The sequence below is a fragment of the Actinoplanes sp. NPDC049802 genome, assembly GCF_040656595.1.
In the GTDB taxonomy this organism is placed as follows: domain Bacteria; phylum Actinomycetota; class Actinomycetes; order Mycobacteriales; family Micromonosporaceae; genus Actinoplanes.
On the sequence record NZ_JBFAMR010000031.1, the window covers coordinates 1 to 18380 of the forward strand.

General features: G+C 70.7%; 18 protein-coding genes and 2 pseudogenes. 7 read left to right on the forward strand and 13 right to left on the reverse strand.

Annotation, left to right across the window (positions count from 1 at the left end):
* Positions 1–528: ricin-type beta-trefoil lectin domain protein (locus tag AB0I88_RS21800; protein WP_361027257.1), on the forward strand; the 528-nt coding region annotated here is incomplete at its 5' end.
* A 188-nt stretch (positions 529–716) separates the two neighbouring features.
* Here the strand turns inward: AB0I88_RS21800 and AB0I88_RS21805 are convergent.
* Positions 717–1313, reverse strand: a complete 597-nt coding sequence (locus tag AB0I88_RS21805) for a GrpB family protein (protein WP_361027562.1) — start codon at positions 1311–1313, stop codon at positions 717–719.
* Positions 1311–1778, reverse strand: a pseudogene (locus AB0I88_RS21810) (HAD domain-containing protein); the annotation flags it as partial. The gene AB0I88_RS21805 and the pseudogene AB0I88_RS21810, both read right to left, overlap by 3 nt.
* Before the next feature lie 121 nt (positions 1779–1899).
* Here AB0I88_RS21810 and AB0I88_RS21815 point away from each other — a divergent pair.
* Both AB0I88_RS21815 and AB0I88_RS21820 read left to right on the forward strand, forming a co-directional pair.
* Positions 1900–3465, forward strand: a complete 1566-nt coding sequence (locus tag AB0I88_RS21815) for a hypothetical protein (protein ID WP_361027260.1) — start codon at positions 1900–1902, stop codon at positions 3463–3465.
* Positions 3466–3662: 197 nt separating this feature from the next.
* Complete coding sequence (locus tag AB0I88_RS21820; protein ID WP_361027263.1) at positions 3663–4730, forward strand: DUF808 domain-containing protein; 1068 nt, start codon at positions 3663–3665, stop codon at positions 4728–4730.
* Between the two features lie 69 nt (positions 4731–4799).
* Here the strand turns inward: AB0I88_RS21820 and AB0I88_RS21825 are convergent, their stop codons facing one another.
* Positions 4800–5138, reverse strand: coding sequence for a hypothetical protein (locus AB0I88_RS21825; protein ID WP_361027266.1), 339 nt, complete (start codon positions 5136–5138; stop codon positions 4800–4802).
* A 71-nt stretch (positions 5139–5209) separates the two neighbouring features.
* Complete coding sequence (locus tag AB0I88_RS21830) at positions 5210–5380, reverse strand: hypothetical protein (RefSeq protein ID WP_361027269.1); 171 nt, start codon at positions 5378–5380, stop codon at positions 5210–5212.
* A gap of 295 nt (positions 5381–5675) precedes the next feature.
* On the opposite strand from AB0I88_RS21830, the pseudogene pip reads away from it, so the two are divergent.
* Positions 5676–6596: pseudogene (pip, locus tag AB0I88_RS21835) on the forward strand (prolyl aminopeptidase); the annotation flags it as partial.
* An 84-nt stretch (positions 6597–6680) separates the two neighbouring features.
* Here pip and AB0I88_RS21840 read toward each other — a convergent pair.
* Positions 6681–7520, reverse strand: coding sequence for an RDD family protein (locus AB0I88_RS21840; RefSeq protein WP_361027272.1), 840 nt, complete (start codon positions 7518–7520; stop codon positions 6681–6683).
* A 22-nt stretch (positions 7521–7542) separates the two neighbouring features.
* Between AB0I88_RS21840 and AB0I88_RS21845 the strand changes: the two genes are divergently transcribed.
* Positions 7543–8517 carry a stage II sporulation protein M gene (locus AB0I88_RS21845; protein ID WP_361027275.1) on the forward strand — a complete coding sequence of 325 codons (975 nt, stop codon included), beginning with the start codon at positions 7543–7545 and terminating at the stop codon, positions 8515–8517.
* Here the strand turns inward: AB0I88_RS21845 and AB0I88_RS21850 are convergent.
* From AB0I88_RS21850 to AB0I88_RS21870, 5 genes are read right to left on the reverse strand one after another with little or no spacing between them, the layout of a single operon-like run.
* A complete protein-coding gene (locus AB0I88_RS21850; RefSeq protein WP_361027278.1) occupies positions 8484–9800 on the reverse strand; it encodes a DUF58 domain-containing protein in 1317 nt (438 codons plus the stop codon). The genes AB0I88_RS21845 and AB0I88_RS21850 overlap by 34 nt on opposite strands.
* Positions 9800–10762: a MoxR family ATPase gene (locus AB0I88_RS21855; protein WP_361027281.1), complete on the reverse strand. Its 963-nt coding sequence runs from the start codon at positions 10760–10762 to the stop codon at positions 9800–9802. Before AB0I88_RS21855 ends, AB0I88_RS21850 begins: the two co-directional genes overlap by 1 nt.
* On the reverse strand, positions 10759–12078 hold the full coding sequence (locus tag AB0I88_RS21860; RefSeq protein ID WP_361027284.1) for a DUF4350 domain-containing protein: 1320 nt from the start codon (positions 12076–12078) through the stop codon (positions 10759–10761). The genes AB0I88_RS21855 and AB0I88_RS21860 overlap by 4 nt, the downstream gene beginning before the upstream one ends.
* Positions 12075–12671, reverse strand: a complete 597-nt coding sequence (locus tag AB0I88_RS21865) for a DUF4129 domain-containing protein (protein WP_361027287.1) — start codon at positions 12669–12671, stop codon at positions 12075–12077. The genes AB0I88_RS21860 and AB0I88_RS21865 overlap by 4 nt, the downstream gene beginning before the upstream one ends.
* Positions 12668–13519, reverse strand: a complete 852-nt coding sequence (locus AB0I88_RS21870) for a hypothetical protein (RefSeq protein ID WP_361027290.1) — start codon at positions 13517–13519, stop codon at positions 12668–12670. The genes AB0I88_RS21865 and AB0I88_RS21870 overlap by 4 nt, the downstream gene beginning before the upstream one ends.
* A 62-nt stretch (positions 13520–13581) precedes the next feature.
* Between AB0I88_RS21870 and AB0I88_RS21875 the strand changes: the two genes are divergently transcribed.
* On the forward strand, positions 13582–14463 hold the full coding sequence (locus AB0I88_RS21875; RefSeq protein WP_361027293.1) for an LLM class flavin-dependent oxidoreductase: 882 nt from the start codon (positions 13582–13584) through the stop codon (positions 14461–14463).
* Between the two features lie 120 nt (positions 14464–14583).
* Here the strand turns inward: AB0I88_RS21875 and AB0I88_RS21880 are convergent, their stop codons facing one another.
* A complete protein-coding gene (locus AB0I88_RS21880) occupies positions 14584–14814 on the reverse strand; it encodes a hypothetical protein (RefSeq protein WP_361027296.1) in 231 nt (76 codons plus the stop codon).
* A gap of 86 nt (positions 14815–14900) precedes the next feature.
* On the reverse strand, positions 14901–15326 hold the full coding sequence (locus tag AB0I88_RS21885) for an SRPBCC family protein (protein WP_361027299.1): 426 nt from the start codon (positions 15324–15326) through the stop codon (positions 14901–14903).
* A gap of 112 nt (positions 15327–15438) precedes the next feature.
* Between AB0I88_RS21885 and AB0I88_RS21890 the strand changes: the two genes are divergently transcribed.
* Entirely contained in the window at positions 15439–16479 is a 1041-nt protein-coding gene (locus AB0I88_RS21890; protein WP_361027302.1) for an aminoglycoside phosphotransferase family protein, read from the forward strand.
* Between the two features lie 845 nt (positions 16480–17324).
* Here AB0I88_RS21890 and AB0I88_RS21895 read toward each other — a convergent pair.
* A complete protein-coding gene (locus AB0I88_RS21895) occupies positions 17325–17834 on the reverse strand; it encodes an NUDIX domain-containing protein (RefSeq protein WP_361027305.1) in 510 nt (169 codons plus the stop codon).
* Between the last annotated feature and the right edge of the window lie 546 nt (positions 17835–18380).

Below are 18380 nucleotides of genomic sequence, written 5' to 3' on the forward strand. Positions count from 1 at the left end.
CGGGACAGCGACTCCTGGCGGGCCGGGGAGAACCCGCTGCTGTTCGACGGCAACGGCAACAAGAAGGCCGCGTACACCTCGGTGCTCAACGTCCTCAACTCCGCCGGCCCGTCGCCGTCGTCGCCCGGTCCGTCGTCCTCGGTCACGCCGGGCACCGGCAGCCGGATCGTCGGCGCCCAGTCCGGCCGGTGCGTCGACGTGCCGAACGCGACGCAGACCGACGGCACCCGGGTGCAGCTCTACGACTGCCACGGCCAGGCCAACCAGAGATGGACACCCACGTCGAGCAGGCAACTGACCGTGTACGGCACCAAGTGCCTGGACGCCGCCGGCTCCGGCAACGGCGCGGCCGTACAGATCTACACCTGCAACGGGCAGGCCAACCAGCAGTGGAACGTCAACGCCAACGGCACCATCACCGGCGTGCAGTCCGGCCGCTGCCTGGACGTGTGGGGCACCGGCAACGGCCAGCAGGTCCAGATCTACGACTGCAACGGCCAGGCCAACCAGCGATTCAGCCTGAGCTGAGCTCCGCTCACCCGGCCACGGTCCGGACCTGCCACCTGATCGCCGAGGCGGCCGCGAGCGCCTCGGCGATCGGTGGCAGGACGGTCGCACGCGAACCTCGCACGCGAACCTCGGAGGCCGAGCCGAAGCGGCCGCTGCCGCGGGCCGGGCCCGGCGAACGAAGCCGCCCGGTAGCGCCGCACGGAACGTCAGCGCAGGCCGGCGCGCCGCAGGATGTCCCGGACCGCGGCGCCTTTGTGATGCACGTAGGCCGACGCCGAGTGCGGGTGCAGGGCGGCGGCCTCCACCTTGTGGGCGGCGTAGAGGTCACGGTCGGCGGGGTGGGCGCGCAGCCAGTCGCGGAAGATCAGATGGCGCAGGTGCTCGTCGCAGCCGGGGCCGAAGACGTGCAGGTTGACGTCGTGGTCGGCGGTCCACAGGCAGCGGTGCTCGTACCAGTGCGGTTCGCGGGTGCGCAGCAGGTAGCCGGCGGTGGTCAGGGCCGGGACGTAGGCGTCCTCGTCGGCGGGGTCGGCGACGATCAGGTCGATGTCGACGCGGTTCTTGGCGGGCAGGCCCGGCACGGCGGTGGAGCCGACGTGATCGAGAGCCAGGACACGGTCACCGAGCGCGGCCCTGATGCGGTCCGTCTCACGAGTGAAGCGGGCCGGCCACGCCTCCTCGTACGCGATGATCGTGATGGGTCTGCTCGGAGTGTCGGCCGTGCGGGCGCCGACCGTGCGGCGGGCCAGTTGCTCCGGGGTGGGTGGCGCGGCCGGCGGCGGCAGCGCAGGCCGGTGCCGCAACCACCGCTGGACCGGGCTGAAGTCGGCGTCGGTGAGGCCGGTCAGCGGGTCGATGCGCAGCAGCAGCGCCGGGCCGGGGTGGTAGTCGGCGACCCAGCGGCGATCGGTTTCGGTCAGTTCGTCGTCGAGCCAGACGAACGGGCGGTCCCCGGCCCACTGGATCAGGCTCAAGGTCTTCCAGTGCAGGCCGTTACCGGGCCGGCTGTCGACGGGGAACGTGACGACCGGCAGCCGTGGCAGGCCGAGGCGCGGCGCGATCACGTCGTTGGCCTCGTCCATCCAGGTGGTGGCCCAGACGAGGTCGCCGCCGAGGGCGAGCAGGCGCGGGCCGTCGGCGGGGTCCAGGTGGTGGATCAGGGGATGGCCCGACGGATCGTCCGGTGGGGCGCCGGTGGCGGCCGGCCGGGCGCGGAAGGGAATCAACGGGCCGTCGACGTCGAGGAAGACCAGGGGACGGCCGGGCACATCGGTAAACCTACCGCACCGGTGGCCTTTCGTCCCGGTACGGGCGTGCACGCGGCACTACCCTGTGTCCCGCGTGGCGTGCCTCATGGAAGGGGGAGCTTCTTTCCGGAAGAAGGTCGCCATGATGAGACGGGTGTGGGCGAGTGCCCTCGGTGTGCTCCTCTGCATGATGATGTCGGCCACCTCCTGTGTCGCGTCGGCTGCCGTGCTCGGCGTCGCGTTGAACGGCCTGGCCGGCAGACTGGCCGACACGGTGCACCATGCCGGCGTCGACGTGAACGTGGCCGTCGTGCGATCCGGCGCCGAGTTGGAGAGAGCGATCGAGAACGCGCGGGCCGCGTGGGGGAGCGAACTCGACAAGACCCTGGACAGCGTCGACGATTCGGTCCAGCGGGCGTACAACGATCTCGATCAGCTGCTGAAGGACATCCAGTCGGGTGTCGACGCGACCGTCCGGGACGCCGGTGACCGGGCGCAGGTGCTGGCCAACCAGATCCCGTTCGCCGACCGGTCGCCGCAGATCCGCAAGCACACCGGATTCGTTGTCGTCGGCGCGAGCACCTTCCGGTCCGGCCCGGCGGTGACCGTGCGGTCCACCTCTCCGCGCGGCGCCAGCCGTACGATCACCACCACCGACCCGCCCGCCGGCTGGCACGTCGACCGGGCGAGCGTCCGGGCCGTCACCGACGCCCGGTCTCCGGCCGGGGTGTTCACCACCACCGTCGCGGACACCGCGACGGGAGCCGGCGTCACGATCACCGCCACCCCGATGTGGGGCACCACCGAGGCGGCCGAGATCACCGCCCACCTGGAATGGACCGAGATCAGCGATGCCCGGTCGGTGCGGCTGGACTTCGAGGGCAACTTCTTCTGGTCGGGGCGCACGGACCCGCCCACGCTGACGTTCGAGAACGTCGTCTACCCGGTGGCTGACGACACCGACGTCACCCGGCTCACCTTCCTGATCCCGGAGGCGGCCTTCGGCACCGCGGCCGTCGTGCCCACACCCCGGCAGATGCGGCTGAGAGTGCCCTATCAGAGCAACTACCTGCACCGGCGGAAAGTCGCCGACTACGCGGTCAGCGTCACCGTGCTGCCGCCGCAGCCGGGAACCGCGACCCTGTCCCACTGGCCCACGGAGACGACCTTCCTGCGCTGGCACCGGGCCACCGGTCAGGCGAGCGTGGACTCCAACCTGGCCGGGGAGGACGGCGGCTACTACGACAACGTGTTCACTTTCGGTGTGCCGGCCGAGGACAAGGCCCTGGGCTACGTGGTGGACCCGGCCTCGATCCGGATCCAGGCCGACTCGTCGGCCGGGAAATGGTACGCCGACAGCATCTCCACCTCCGACAGCATCTCCGTCCACGCGTACGCGCTGAACTGCGACTGGTACAAGGTCCAGTGCCCGGACGGGAAGGTCACCTTCCACGTCGAGTACGACGTCGTCAAACCGGTCACCGGCAACGCGGTGCTGCCGGTGGTGACCCGGGTGCCGTTGCAGTGGGGCTCACACGTCGACGTTCCCGTGCCCGACGACCTCGGCTGGGAACTGGCGTTCACCGACATCCGCGGTGTGCGGCACCGGATCAGCACGCAGAACTACACCCAGGATCCCCTGGTCCGGATCATCGTCAGCCGCAAGACGGTCGGCGTCGAGGTGGCGGACCCGGCGAACCTGCGCTGAGAGACCGATGCCGCCGGCGGCAACGTCGTGTACAGCCGCCTGACGGTATCCAGACACTGTGACGGCGCGGTCCAGGAGGTTCGAGAGGTCGCGTTTGCGGGCATCGGCGGGATGACGTGGAGGGGGGCCATGCGTCGGCGGCCGCCCTCAACGAGAATGATGCTGCACATGAACTCGCCGATTCGGGAGGACCTTCCTTGAGCGCTGGACTCGCGGCCCTGTTGGACGATGTGGCGGTCCTGGCGCGTGCGGCCGCCGCGTCGATCGACGACGTGGGGCTCGCTGCCGCGAAAGCCGGCGCGAAAGCCGCCGGCGTCGTCATCGACGACACCGCCGTCACGCCGCAGTACGTGCGGGGCCTGGCCGCCGAACGTGAGATCCCGATCGTCAAACGCATCGCGCTGGGCTCGCTGCGTAACAAGTTCCTGTTCATCCTGCCGGTGATCCTGGTACTCAGCCAGTTCCTGCCGATGCTGCTCACCCCGCTGCTGATGATCGGTGGCGCCTACCTGTGCTACGAGGGCGCCGAGAAGATCTGGGAGCGGGTCGCCCACCACGACGAACACGCCGTGGAGGAGGCCCCTGACGAGAAGACGCTGATCGCCGGCGCCATCCGGACCGACCTCATCCTGTCCGCCGAGATCATGGTCATCTCGCTGAACCAGGTGGCCAACGAGAAGTTCTGGAACCGGCTGATCATCCTCTCCGTGGTCGCCGTGTTCATGACCGCGCTGGTGTACGGCGTGGTCGGCCTGATCGTGAAGATGGACGACGTCGGCCTGCGCCTGGCCGAACGCCCCGGCAAGGCGTCCGCCGCGTTCGGCCGCGGCCTGGTCAAGGCGATGCCGAAGGTGCTGACCGCGCTGAGCGTCATCGGCACCGTCGCGATGCTGTGGGTCGGCGGCCACATCCTGCTGGTCGGCGTCAACGATCTGGGTTTCCACCCGCCGTACGAGTTCGTGCACCACATGGAGCAGGCCGCCCACGACGCGACCGGCGCGCTCGGCGGTGTGGTCGGCTGGCTGGTCAACACCTTCGCGAGCGCGGTCGTCGGCCTGATCGTGGGCGCGATCGTCGTGGCGTTCATGGCGGTGACGTTCCACCGCAAGTCGCACGGCGCGAAGCAGCAGCACGAGCCGGGCGCCGAGGCTGCCCCGGCGCCCGAGACGGCGGCTCCGGCGGCGGCTGAGCCCGAGCCGGTGGCCACCGCAAAGACCGAGACCAAACCCGACGACGATGCGGGTACGGGAGACAAGCAGCCGTAGTCCCGAAACGGCCCGGGACGTCCTCCACAGAGGCCTGGTGTCCCGGGCCGTTGTCGTCGGCGCGGACGATCAGACCGTCTGCACCGAGATGTCGTGCCCGCCGTACGCCTCCGGCACCGTTGTGACGATGACCGCCTGCATCGTCTTCGCCTCGTACAACACCTGGGCGATCATCAACGGGCCGATGAGCGCGGTGTGCACGGGATGATGCACCAGGCGAGGTGCGGCGATCCGGCCCACCTCAAGGGCGATGCCCACGGAGAGGTCGAGTTGCCGCACATCCGGCATCCCCAGGATGTGGTACCACAGCGAGGAGGCGACGCCGAGGACAGCCTGCGCCTCGGCGATCGCCAACGTCGGAACCACGATGATGAATTCGCCCGCCATCGCATCGTCGAGCAAGGCCATCGCGCCGGGATGTCCGGCGAAGACCTCGACCAGCGCGGACGCGTCGAACAGGCGAGTGTGAACCGGTGGATTCACGCGGCGCTTCGGCGGCGACGGGCGAGAATCTCCTCCAGTTTGGCGTCGGCCTGCCGCATCCGCTCCCGGAAAGCGCGTTCCTCTTCCTCGGTGAACCTGCGCTCCGGGATGCCGAGCAATTCGGCCCAGATCTGGCTGGGACGCCGTTGCGGCTCGTCGTCGGGCATGGCAGAAGCCTAACGACATCGACGCTGACGGCACATGCCCGCAATTCACCCGCACGGGTGAACCATGGGGGAGCAGACATCGGACAAGCCTGATCCCGGCGGGCGGGCCCACCTATCCGGTACGGCACGGCCATCGCGGTCGGTGAGCAGGCCGGCAACGGTCGGCGCGTGTCAATATCATCGGCGGGATGCGAGGCGACAGCGCGTCGGAGATGCGCACCGGGCTGATGGACGCGCCGATGGCCGGCATCGCGCGGACCCGGTGGGGGAGCCCGCTCTCCGGGAGGTGCGAACCGTGACCGACCTGTACCCGCCGATCGAGCCGTACCGGACCGGCATGCTCGACGTCGGCGACGGCAACCTCGTCCACTGGGAGGTGTGCGGCAACCCGGACGGCAAGCCGGCGCTGGTCGTGCACGGCGGCCCCGGCTCCGGGTGCGGGCCCGGCTGGCGCCGCCACTTCGACCCGGACCGGTACCGGATCGTGCTGTTCGACCAGCGTGGCTGCGGTCGCAGCATCCCGCACGCGAGCGACCCGTCCACCGACATGCGGCACAACACCACCTGGCACCTGGTCGCCGACATGGAGCGGCTGCGCGAGCATCTCGGCGTCGACCGCTGGCTGCTGTTCGGCGGCTCCTGGGGGTCCACGCTCATCCTGGCCTACGCGCAGCGGCACCCCCGGCGCGTGTCGCAGATCGTCATCGCCGCCGTCACGATGACCCGGCGCGCCGACATCGACTGGCTCTATCGGGGCGTCGGCCGGTTCTTCCCCGAGCAGTGGCAGCGGTTCCTCGACGCGGCCCCGGGCACGCCGCGTGACGGTGACGTCGTCGCCGCCTACGCCCGCCTCATGCAGCATCCCGACACCGCCGTACGGGAGAAGGCGGCGATCGACTGGTGCGCCTGGGAGGACGCGGTGCTGTCCGCGGAGACCGGCGGCACGTCACACCCGTACGGCGACCGCCCCGCCGCGGCACGGCTGGCCCTGGTGCGCATCTGCACCCACTACTTCGCTCACGGCGCGTGGCTGCCGGAGGGCGTGCTGCTGCGTGACGCGGGCCGGCTGGCCGGCATTCCCGGCGTGCTCGTGCACGGCCGGCTCGATCTGGGCGGGCCGCTGCAGACGGCGTGGGACCTGCACCGGGCCTGGCCCGGCTCGACGTTGACCGTGGTGGAGGGCGCCGGGCATCTGGGGACCGCGCGGACGCGGGAGCACGTCGTGCGCGCCCTCGACCGGTTCGCGGCCGGCGAAGATCCTCAGACGCCGGGGGCTGTCACGCGTACCGGGGGAAAAGGGTCATCGGCGGCTGTTGGTGGGCAGTTGGCCGAAGCCGGGCAGGACCCGCTGGGTGACGGCGCGGGTGGCGGCGAGCTGGACGGCGGTGCGGCGGCGGCGTTCGGCCAGCACGGCGACCAGGAACAGCCACGGCGGGGTGCCGGCCGGCGGGTCCGGTGACACCTTCGCCCTGACCTCGGTGAACAGGCTCTCGCCGAGGATCGAGCGGTGTGGTTCGGCGAACTGGTGGGAGCGGGCGGCGAACTGGCGGACCGCCTCGGCGAGCGGGTCGTCGACGGCGGACAGGTCGGCGGTCGACGACCATTCGCTCAGGCCGGCGGGCATGCCGGGCACGATGTTCCACGCGACGGGGCGACGTTCGTGCACGACGAGGGTGCCGGCGGCCAGGTCACCGAGGCGGCGCCCGCGCCGGGAGGCGATCATCGTGCTGATGCTGCCGACCCAGGTGACGTAGGGCAGGAGCAGGCCGGGCCATTCGATGGACAGGCCGATCAGGGCGCGGGTGAAGGCGTGCCGGGCGCGGATCGGGCCGCCGTCCTCGCGGATCACGCGCAGGCCCATGGTGGCCTTGCCGAGGCTGCGGCCGTTGCTGATCGTCTCGGCGAAGGTGGGGTAGCCGACCGCGACGATCGCGATGATGATCCACCGGCCGGTCTCCGGCAGCAGCAGCCGCTCGGGCAGCAACTCGGACACGACCAGCCAGATGATCATCAGCATGCCGGCGAGGACGGCCTGCACCATGATGTCGAACATCAGGGCGATGGCGCGGGATCCGAGCCGGGCGGGCCGCACGTCGATCTCGACGGCTTCGGCGGTGGTGAGCACCCGCACAGTCAACACGACGGCCGTTTAAGGTGCGAGGGTGGATCTCGATGCGTACGTGGCCGAACACGGCGGTGAATGGCGCCGGCTGGAGGTGCTGGTCACCCAGCGGCGGCTGAACCCGGCCGAGGCCGACGAGCTGGTGCTGCTGTACCAGCGGGCGGCCACGCACCTGTCGATCGTGCGCACCCGCACCCCGGACGCCGTGGTGCTGGCCGACCTGTCCCGGCTGGTGCTGGCCGGCCGGGCGGCGATCAACCGCAGACAGCGGATGTCGTGGCGCCCGGTCGCCGGCTTCCTGACCGTCCGGTTCCCGGCGGCGCTGTACCGGACCCGCTGGTGGTGGCTGGCCACCACGGTGATCATGATGACGGCCGGATGGGCGCTGATCAGCTACGTGTCCCGGCGGCCCGACCTGATCGCCACCTACTTCGGGCAACGGCCGGACGAGGCCCGGCTGGTGGACAACTTCATCAACTACTACAGCGAGTACCGGGCGGAGACGTTCTTCTCCGCGGTGTGGGTCAACAACGCCATGCTGACCGCCCAGTGCCTGGCCTCGGGAGTGCTGATCCTGCCGGTGTTCTACCTGCTGGGCAGCAACCTGATCGCGATCGGCATGATGGGCGCCGCGATGGTCGAGGCCGGCGCCGGCGACATCTACCTGGTCTACATCGCCCCGCACGGCTTCCTGGAGCTGACCAGCGTGTTCATCGGCGGAGCGGTCGGGTTGCGGATCGGCTGGTCGTGGATCGCCCCGGGACCGTTGCGCACCCGCCGACAGTCGCTGGTGCACTGGGCGAAAGAAGGCATGATCATCGCGGTGGGGCTGGTCGGCGTACTGCTGGTCGCCGGACTGCTGGAGGCGTACGTGACACCGTCGCCGCTGCCGCCGGCCGTACGCGTCGGCATCGGCGCCGGCCTGTGGGCACTGTTCCTGGCGTACGCGCTGCTCTGGGGCCGGGCGGCGCACCTGCGGGCTCAGAGCCGCCCGGACGCTTTGAGCAGCAGGTAGACGTCGGCGACACGGCCGGCGAAATCGCCCGCGTCGGCGTCGACGACGGTCGCCCCGCAGTGGGCGAGCACGTCGCGGACCCGGTCGCGTTCGGCCAGCACCCGGTGCGCGGCAGCCGCCTGATGCACGTCGCCGGCACGCGCGTCGGCGGGCAGTTCGGCGAGCCGGGTGACGACCGGGTCCCGCACCCCGGCGACGACGACCTTGTGACGGGCGGCCAGCCGCGGCAGGATCGGCAGCAGCCCGGCGATCATCGGCGCCGTGTCCAGCGCCGTGAAGATCACCAGCAGGGCGCGTTTACGGTCACGGCGCAGCATCTCGTGACCGAGCAGGGTGAAGTCCGTCTCGGCCAGCGCCGGCTGCAGCGACGCCATCGCGTTGATCAGCCGGCCGAGTTTGGCGCGGTGCCCGGCGCCCTCGACCCGGGCCCGGACCGCGGTGTCCAGGGCGAGCAGGTCCACCCGGTCGCCGGCGCGGGTCGCCAGGACACTGAGCAGCAGGGCCGCGTCGATGCAGCCGTCCAGGCGGGGAGCGTCACCGATGCGCACCGCGCTGGTGCGCCCGGTGTCGACGACACAGAACACCCGCCGGTCGCGTTCCGGCCGCCACGTGCGCACCACCACGTCGTGGGCGCGGGCACTGGCCCGCCAGTCGATCGACCGGACGTCGTCGCCGATCACGTACTCACGCAGCGTGTCGAACTCGGTGCCGTGGCCCCGGCCGCGGGTGACCGCGGAACCGTCGACGACCCGCAGCCGGGCCAGCTTCTCCGGCAGGATGCGCCGCGACGGGAAACGCGGCAGCACCCGCAGCGTCCACGGCGGGGTACACCGGTCGTTCCAGCCCTGCGGGCGCTGCCGGTACGCCAGACCCAGCGGCCCCATCGACCGCACCGTGACCCGCACCGCCGGCCGGTCGCCGTGCCGGGTCGGCGTCAACGTGGTGACCAGCGTCTGCACGTCACCCGCCGGCAGGGTCAGCCGGTGAAACAACGGACCGGCGCCGGCCGACGGCACCCAGCTGTCACGCAGCCGCACCCGCACGGTCCGCCCTCCCGTGTTGGCGACGGTCAGCCGGACCGTGGCGGTGCCGCCCAGCCAGACGGTGTGCTCGCCGGCACGGTCCAGCCGCAACCCGGTCAGCGCCCCGGCCACCGCCACATCGAGCAGCGCCAGCGCCAGCGCGAACCCGGCGACGGCGGCCAGCGCCGGCCACGGCGACGGCAGCAGCACCGGCGCGGGCAGCCCGAGAGCGAGCAGCAGCGCGAAGCGCCTGGTGACCATCAGCGCGGCGCCGGGACCGCGGCCAGCACGGCGGCCAGCACACCCTCGACGGTGGCGCCGTCCAGTTCGGCGTCGGCACGCAACCGGATCCGGTGGCGCAGGGTGGGCACGGCGAACGCCTTCACGTCGTCGGGGACGACGTAGTCGCGGCCGTTCAGCCAGGCGTTCGCCTTCGACACCGCCAGCAGGGCGGTCGCACCACGCGGCGAAGCGCCCAGCTCCAGGGCGGGGGCGGTACGGGTGGCCCGGCACAGGTCGACGATGTAGGCGAGCACCGGCTCGGCCACGGCGACCCGCTGAACCGCGTACCGGCCGGAGATCAGGTCGGCGGGCCCGGCCACCGGCTGGATCCCGACCGACTTGAGGTCACGGGGGTCGAAGCCGTGGTGGTGCGCGCGCAGGATGCTGAGTTCCTCGTCGCGTTGCGGCAACGGCACCGACAGTTTCAGCAGGAACCGGTCGAGCTGCGCCTCCGGCAGCGGATAGGTGCCCTCGTACTCGATCGGGTTCTGCGTGGCGGCCACCAGGAACGGCTGCGGCAGCGGCCGTGGGCTGCCGTCCACGGTGACCTGCCGTTCCTCCATCGCCTCCAGCAGGGCCGCCTGGGTCTTCGGCGGCGTCCGGTTGATCTCGTCGGCGAGCAGCAGATTGGTGAAGACCGGCCCGGCCCGGAAGTTGAACGCGGCACTGTGCGCGTCGTAGATCAGCGAACCGGTGACATCACCGGGCATCAGGTCGGGGGTGAACTGGACCCGCTTGGTGTCCAGGTCCAGCGCCGTCGACAGGGCCCGCACCAGCAACGTCTTGGCCACCCCGGGCACACCTTCGAGCAGCACGTGCCCGCCGCACAGCAACGCCACCAGAACCCCGTTGACCACCGCGTCCTGACCGACGACGGCTTTGCCGACCTCGGCACGCAGCCGGCTCAGCGCCTCACGCGCCTGCGGGGAATCGGTTGTCACCAGGGGTCTCCTTCGTCGGTGTGGGCTCCGGTCACGTCCCGGACCAGGCCTTGCAGCAGGGTGGCGGCCTCGACGAGGTCGCTGTCGGAGTCCGGCGGCTCCCGGTCGAGGATGTCGCGCACGTAGCGCACCGGCAGGCCGGCGGCGTACGCGATCTGTTCGGCGCCGGCGTCCGAAGGCAGGTTCAGATGGGTGGTGAGCCTGCGTCTCGCGGCGTCACGCAGCACCAGCAGGGACTCGTCACGGGCACGGGCCACCGCGTACAGGCGGGCGTGGCCGAGCATCGTCTCGTTCGCCGGAACCTGCGACGGCAGCGGTTCGGTGACCGGGACGCCGAGCCGGCGGGCGGCCGCGACGGCCAGCGCGAGAAGGATCAGCACCAGCAGCAGCAGGGTGGCCCAGAACGTCGCGGGCAGCGAGTTCAGCAACGGATCCTCCTGCAGCGGACCGCTGCCCTCGGCATCACCGCCGCCGTCGCCGCTGTCGGCCTCACCGTCGCCGGAGCCGTCGCCGGATCCGCCCGGGCCGCCGTCGCCGTAGTCCCCGTCGCCGGAGTAATCCTCGTCGCCGTAGAAGTCCTCCTCGTAGAACTCGTCGGTGGCGTCCGGGTCCGGCGTGTACTCGAACGTCGGCGGCGGCGTCGTCGGCGTGACGTCCGGCTCGTGGACATCCAGCCACACCAGCGTCGGGTTCCGCGACAGCAGCCCCACCGCCAGCGGCGCGTTACCGTGCTCGGCGATCCGGTCGTCACGGAACGGATCCGGCGAACCGGCCAACGTCACCAACAGGCCGTCGTGGCGGAACGTCACCAGACCACCGCCATAGCAGACGGTACCCGCCTCGGTCTCGTACCCGGTGCGCAGCACGGCCGCCGGACCGGCCGCCGTCGCGACCGGATCGGCACAGCCCGGATCGGCGACCGTACTGGTCCAGCGCGTGCCCGCGACCGACACCGGCCAGTCGACGCGGCGCAGCGTCAACTCCGACGGGCTGACCGCCACCACCTCGGTGCCGCGCGGCAACCTCCGCAACTGCGGCATGTCGGCCAGATCCGGGGTCGAGACGAACAGAGTCGCCGCGCCCGCCCGGGTGACGGCCTCCACCGCGTCGTCGGTGCTGGTCGCCCGGTCGACGGTGACACCCCCGGCCCGCAGCCGTTCGGCGAGAGTGCCACCACTGATCTGCCGCACCTGCTGCGGCGTCAGGTACTCCGGGTCGTCGACGTCCGGCGTCTCGACAGCGTGAACCATCAGCGTGCCGGTGACCACGGCGGCCAGCAGCCCGAACGGGATGACGACCCGCATCCGGCGCTTCATCGGCCGGCTCCCGGTGGGATCTGCAGGGCGGCACGCACCTCGGCGGTCATCTCCCGCATCCGGTCGTCCTCGCCGCGCCCGGCCGGGCGCCGACCGTACCAGACCTCGGAGAACAGGCCGGTCGCACCGGACAGCGGGGGACTGACCCCCGGACGGCCGGCACTCGCCGCGGCCGCCAGCTCGGCAGCGGTGGCACCGGGCTCGGGATCGATGACCCCGGCCCGGGTGAGATCGGCGACGGTGTCGCGCAGGCGTTCCCGGATGGCTTCGGCGTACCGGCCTTCGGCGGCGAGCCGGTCGGCGACCGACTGCCGCACCACCGCCGGGGTTCTGCCCGGCCTACGCGACCTCTCCGGCCTCAGACGCCGGGACACCGGCTCCTTCTTCGAACCGTGCTTCGCCTTCGCCGAACGCCTCCAGCGCGGCAACCGCAGACGCGGCACCCGCAACCGCGGCCACCGGCGCGGCACCCACGCCGGAAACCAATACCACAACGCCGACACCAGCGCCGTCACCGCGATCAGAATCAACAGCAGCAGACCGGGCGCCACCACCTCGAAGACCCGGCCCACGAACTCGTCGTAGCCCCTCATCGCCCGACCACCAACAGCGCCGCCGTCCCGTCCTCACCGCGGCCACGGGCCCGGCCCACCGCGATGTCCAACCCCTCGGTCCGGATCCGCGTCTCCACCACCAACACCGCGTCCAGGCAGGCCAGCGCCGCATAGGCGAGCGTGTTCGCCACCGCCCACGCCGCCGGCACCGCCCACACCATCCAGCTCTGCACGCCCGGAACGGCACCGAACATCCCCACGACCGCCGTCCACCCGGTGCCCAACGCGAACCGGATCGCCAACCAGACGCCGTAACCCAGCAACCGCAACCCGCCCGCACGCATCCCCGCCCGCGTCGACAGCGCCGCCGACCGGCCGATCGCGACCAACGGACCCCGCACCCGGTCGAACGTCAACACCGCAGGCGCCAGCCCGAACAGCAACCAGATCAGAATCAGGCCGAGGAAACCACCGAACGTGGCCGCATACGCCACACCGCCCAGCACCAGCGCCAGCACGATCGCCGACAGCGGCCGGAACCGCCGCCACACCGCCCGATGCGAGACACGCAGACCCAGCAACGCCGGACCGGCGGCCGCCCCCGCATACGCCCCGAGCAACGCGATCACGAACGCCTCCACCGCGAACCCGGCGGAGATCATCGACCACCAGGACAGCGACGGCTCGTCCGGCCAGTAGACCGGCGGCTCCAACCCCAGCACGGCACGCCAGAAAAACAGCACCACCTGCTCGACGATCGCCAACGGGGCGGCGACGGCCAGCAACGGCAGCGCCCGCTGCCGCAACAGCGCCACCGCGGCATCCAGGGTCTCGCCCCCGGTCATCGCCCGCATGGGAACGATCACCGTCTCCCCGTTCGCCCACATGGCGGGCATCCTAGGTGAACCAAGCCCAGGGCCGAACGGCCACCTCTGGCAAGGTTTCGCCCATGCGACTCTCGATCTGGCCCAGCGCCGCCCAGCCGTACACCGACATCCTGGAAGTGGCCCGGCACGCCGCCGACACCGGATGGGACGGCGTCTACATCGCCGACCACTTCATGCCCAACCTTCCGGCCGGCGAACAGCCCACCACACCGATGCTGGAAGCCGGCTCACTCGCGGCAGCGCTCGGCGCAGCGATCCCACGGGTACGCATCGGCACGCTCGTCTACGGCAACACCTACCGGCACCCCGCCGTCCTGGCGAACATGGCCGCCACCGTCGACCACATCACCGGCGGCCGCTTCGTCTTCGGCGTCGGCGCCGGCTGGCAGATCAACGAACACCACCAGTACGGCATCGAACTGCCCCCCGTGAAACAACTACTGGACCGCTTCGTCGAGGCGCTACAGGTCTGGCACGGCCTGCTGCGCACCCCGACGACCACGTTCACCGGCAACTACTACCAGCTCACCGACGCCGTCTGCGAACCCAAACCGATCCAGGACCCGATGCCGATCCTGATCGGCGCCAAAGGCGAAAAACGCATGCTCAAGGTCGTCGCCGAACACGCCGACCTGTGGAACACCTGGGGCCTGCCCGACGTGATCGCCCACAAGTCACGCATCCTCGACCGCTACTGCACCGAACTCGGCCGCGACCCGCGCACCATCGGCCGCACCGCACAAGCCGCCGTCGTCGTCGACGGCCCCCTGCCCGACAACGCCACCTTCCCCGTCTACGGCGGCAGCACCTCCGAGATCGCCCGGACCGTCGACGGCTACCGCGAGATCGGCCTCGACGAACTGATCATCCCCGACGGCCTGCTCGGCACCGGCCCACAGCGACTCAAGGCCCTCGACACCATCCAGGCCGTCGTCCGCACCTGAAAAACCCATTCTCTCGTACGGGCTACCCGCACCCGCCGTACAAGACCCGCGACCACCTGCCCCGGCGGGCCCCTGCCGCGCCCGCCGGGCTCAACCGTCACACCAGCCCACCCGGCACGGTCAGGCAGAGTCGGCCCAGCAGTGGGCACCACCGAAAGAGACACCGGGAATGCCACGCAGCAGGCGGGCCGGATCGATGAGACCAGCCAGCGCGCGCGGCACATCGGCACGCAACTCGGCCACCGCCTCGTCGAGAGTGTCCTCCTCAGCGGCCCAGTCGATATCAGCGGCACGCAACTCGGCCTCGGCACGATCCAGGACCGCCGCCACGTCGTCGATCAGCACTTCCACCCGACAATGGACCTGCAAGCGAACCTCAGTCACGCCAGCAACCTACGCCAGAGGCCAGGCCCGCCGAAGCCAGGGGAACGGACGGCCTAACCCCGGGCGAGGTGAGCGGGAAGCCGACTCAGGCAGCTCACCCAACCCTGCCGGCAGGCCTCCGCCGTCGCGGCGTCCAACCGGCCGTGGACGACCCTGACCTCGGTGCTGTCACCATCCGCGACAAGCCCGATCCGGACACGACTCTCCCGCGCCTCGCCATCCCAACGCCATGTCTGCTCAATCCGGCACGGCATGTCGAGCACCAGGTACTCGCCGGAAAAGCCGGCCTGAGACACCGTCGAACCCACACGGAACCGGCCACCCACCACCGGCTCGGAGAACGCCTGCGGCGCGAGCTCAGCCGGCCGATACCAGGCCGCCGGCTCGTCGGCGACGGTCAGAGCGGCCCAAACCCGCTCCGGCGGGCACGCCAACCGCACCGACATCTCCGCCTCGTACTCCTCATCGAAATCGGCCATCAACTCACCCTGTCACAAGCCGCAGAAGACGACGACCGGTCCCGCGCCGCAACTCGACTCCGGCACCTCGATCCGTTGGCGAGCGACCAGTTGGATCGTTCATGCTGTCCGGGTGGCATTGACGTGGCTGGCCGAGCCGACCGTGAATGCGTTGCGCGCAGCGCTGCACACGGTGGCGCCCCAGCTGGCCGACGGCACGATCACGCCCCGAAACCTCGAGCCGAGCGATGATCCGCAATGGTGCACGGCAAGCGCCGACATCGACGGCCGGTTCGTGGTCAAGTTCGCCTGGGCCCACCCGCCCGCCCTGCGGATCCGCCACCAGATAAGAATGCTGGACGCACTACGGGCGGCAGCACCGCGGTTGCCGCTGCCCACGGTTGTCGCGGCCTCCACCGATCCGGCGATGCTCGTCACCCGCCGGGCGGCCGCGACACCGTTCTTCGCCGTACGACACCTGATCGGCCCGGCTGACCGGCAGAACGCCGCGAATGAACTGGCCACGCTCCTGGCCCACCTGCACGATCCTGGTGTGCTCAAGGCGGTGTCCGAGACGATGGGCACCCTGCCCGAGCCCATGGCGCATGCCTCGACGGAAACCCTACGGGCCCGATTCGGGCCGCTGATCCGGCCGAACCAGCGCGACCGGGTGATGAACTGGTGCGACTGGGCCGACCAGGCACTCACGGCACCCGGCCGGACCGTTCTCGTGCACGGCGACCTCCACGGCGACAACCACCTCTGGACTCGCGAACCGCCACGCCTGAACCTTGTCATCGACTGGGAGACCGCGGGCACCGGCGAACCCGAGTTCGACCTACGATGCCTACCCGCAGACTGCGACATCGAACTGTTCACCGCGACGGTGGCTCAGTACGAGCGCCTGTCCGGCACGACAGTGGACATGGACCGGATCATGGCCTGGCACCTGCGCACCGTTCTGGGTGACGCGCTGTGGCGCGCCGAGGCCGGCATCGCACTGCCGGACCACCGCACGCCGGCGCAATGGGTCGACGACCTGAACGCCAGATTCACCGCCCTCGCAACATTCGGCCAGGAAGCGGCCCGGGAGGAAGCAGCACGCGTACGAGGCAGATCGACGCCAGCGCACGGGCACACACCTTCCGCGCCGCACCGAGGCCACCACGGCTGATCGCTCGCGCCGGCCTCGACGGGATGCACCGCATCACCGCCAACACGAACCGGGGACGGCTGGCCGGCACACCCGACAGGGGAGTGGCACAAACGTTCGACACCCGACTCAACCCTGTCCACCGCACGCACACCTCGCCGCCTCGCCGGCGACTGTCGCCCCACCGCCCCGATCCCCGCGACGCCTTCCACCAGGGGTACGGTGGCCGTCCTCAACAGAGACTCACCGGCACCCAGCCCGTACCGGTACCGCCGAAAGCCATCAACACCGCAAACCGGCCGCGAGCGCGACCACGATGGCCACCGTCACCGCGAGCAGGTAGGAGGGCAGGCGCGCATAGGGAAACGCCAGCCCCCGCTCGCCCTGGTCGTCGACACCCGTCGCGGGGCCACCACAGACCGATCACGACGATCGCCGTGACGTGCGCGACCAGAGCCGCCCCCAGCCCGAACCCGATCGCTTCCCCGTGATCACCGCGGCCATCGCGACAAGCGTTGTCACCCCGGTGATCACCACGAGGAACGCCGCAGACAGGATCCGTACGGCGGAACGCCGTGGATTCGGCCACCCGGCCGGCGGATCACTGTTCAACCGCAGGGGGTCACACCCTCGTGATCAGTCACAAACGGGGTACCCCACCGGGTCGCCGCCGCACGCCCGCAACCGCTCGGCGTCCGTTGTACCGGTCTCGAACTGGTCAGGCATGGACCGCAGCCTACGGGAGCCGGCCACCAGACCGCGCTCCATCCGTACGCCCGTCAGGCTTGCCGAAAGCCGTTGCGAGCAACCGGACGATCACGTCATCACAACCGTATTCACCCTGCGTAGGGCGGCTTCTCACACTCTCACGAGGTTGAGCCGGGCTCCCAGACAGGATCGGCGATCCACGGCGCGGCGTCCTCAGCCAGAGCGAGAGCCAGGCATCGTGCTTGATGAGGGGGGAGTGGCGGCACCGAATCCTGATCGAACCAGCCGACCTCGATCGACTCGTCGTCGCCGACTCCCGCATCGCTCTCGACCATGCGGCACCGCAGCCCGACGGCGAGCCAGTAGACCTGATCGCCGTTCGGCGCGACGGACAGGTCCAGCGCTTCTACGCAGAGCAGACGCTCCACCCATACGAGGACACCGGTCTCCTCGAACACCTCGCGCAGGGCACCGTCGGCCGGTTGTTCGCCGGGTTCCAGACATCCTGTCGTGAGAGCCCACTCGCCGTTGTCCGATCGCCGGACGAGGAGGACCCGGTTGCGCTCGTCGAGGACAACGGCGATCACGCCGTTCAGAGGCAGCGGGACCTGACCGATCTTGGAGCGTAGAGCGACGACGAAATCAGGTATGGGCACGCAAGCCACCATAGGGACGATCCGCGTGCTTGTCCGAGATGGCCATGCGCTGATGCCATAGGCGGTCTCGTGGAAGAGGACGGCGTTTCGGTGTCAGTGCCGCCGAACCAGGGACCGCTGAGCAGAATCGGTTTCGCTTCTCAGCCTGTAAGCCACTCCCAGTCGACCTCAATTTGCCAGGTCGATAATCGATATTATGTCAACCTGCCTTCAGGTGGGCCTCTCGGCGGCGCCCCCGAGAGGCCCCGCACGTCGCTACAACGCGTGCTTTTGATCGACATCCCCCCGCTCACCCGCCGCGGGTTGTTCGGATCCAGCGGACGCACTGCACGCGTCGGCCGCAGGGCGCGAGCACGCGACGGGCGGACAGAAGCCCGCCGGCGTACGCGCGGAGCCCCGATGTGTGCGGACAGGCGAATCGGGCAGGCTTCCCGGCGGCGGCCGGAGCGGACGGATGCCCTGCCCCGCTCGGCCGGGCTGCTTCGGATCGCGCACGCGTACCCGCAGGGGTTTTGCTCGGCCTTCGGTTGGTCGCGCGGTGACCAGCGTCGTCACGTC

Bases quoted from the DNA above. Each gene is read 5' to 3' on its own strand.
- AB0I88_RS21815 (WP_361027260.1), top strand. From the start codon at position 1,900: ATGATGAGACGGGTGTGGGCGAGTGCCCTCGGTGTGCTCCTCTGCATG.
- AB0I88_RS21860 (WP_361027284.1), bottom strand. From the start codon at position 12,078: ATGAAGCGCCGGATGCGGGTCGTCATCCCGTTCGGGCTGCTGGCCGCC.
- AB0I88_RS21885 (WP_361027299.1), bottom strand. From the start codon at position 15,326: ATGGCCGATTTCGATGAGGAGTACGAGGCGGAGATGTCGGTGCGGTTG.
- AB0I88_RS21865 (WP_361027287.1), bottom strand. From the start codon at position 12,671: ATGAGGGGCTACGACGAGTTCGTGGGCCGGGTCTTCGAGGTGGTGGCG.
- AB0I88_RS21870 (WP_361027290.1), bottom strand. From the start codon at position 13,519: ATGTGGGCGAACGGGGAGACGGTGATCGTTCCCATGCGGGCGATGACC.
- AB0I88_RS21875 (WP_361027293.1), top strand. From the start codon at position 13,582: ATGCGACTCTCGATCTGGCCCAGCGCCGCCCAGCCGTACACCGACATC.
- AB0I88_RS21825 (WP_361027266.1), bottom strand. From the start codon at position 5,138: ATGGCCTTGCTCGACGATGCGATGGCGGGCGAATTCATCATCGTGGTT.
- AB0I88_RS21830 (WP_361027269.1), bottom strand. From the start codon at position 5,380: ATGCCCGACGACGAGCCGCAACGGCGTCCCAGCCAGATCTGGGCCGAA.
- AB0I88_RS21850 (WP_361027278.1), bottom strand. From the start codon at position 9,800: ATGGTCACCAGGCGCTTCGCGCTGCTGCTCGCTCTCGGGCTGCCCGCG.
- AB0I88_RS21895 (WP_361027305.1), bottom strand. From the start codon at position 17,834: ATGGTGGCTTGCGTGCCCATACCTGATTTCGTCGTCGCTCTACGCTCC.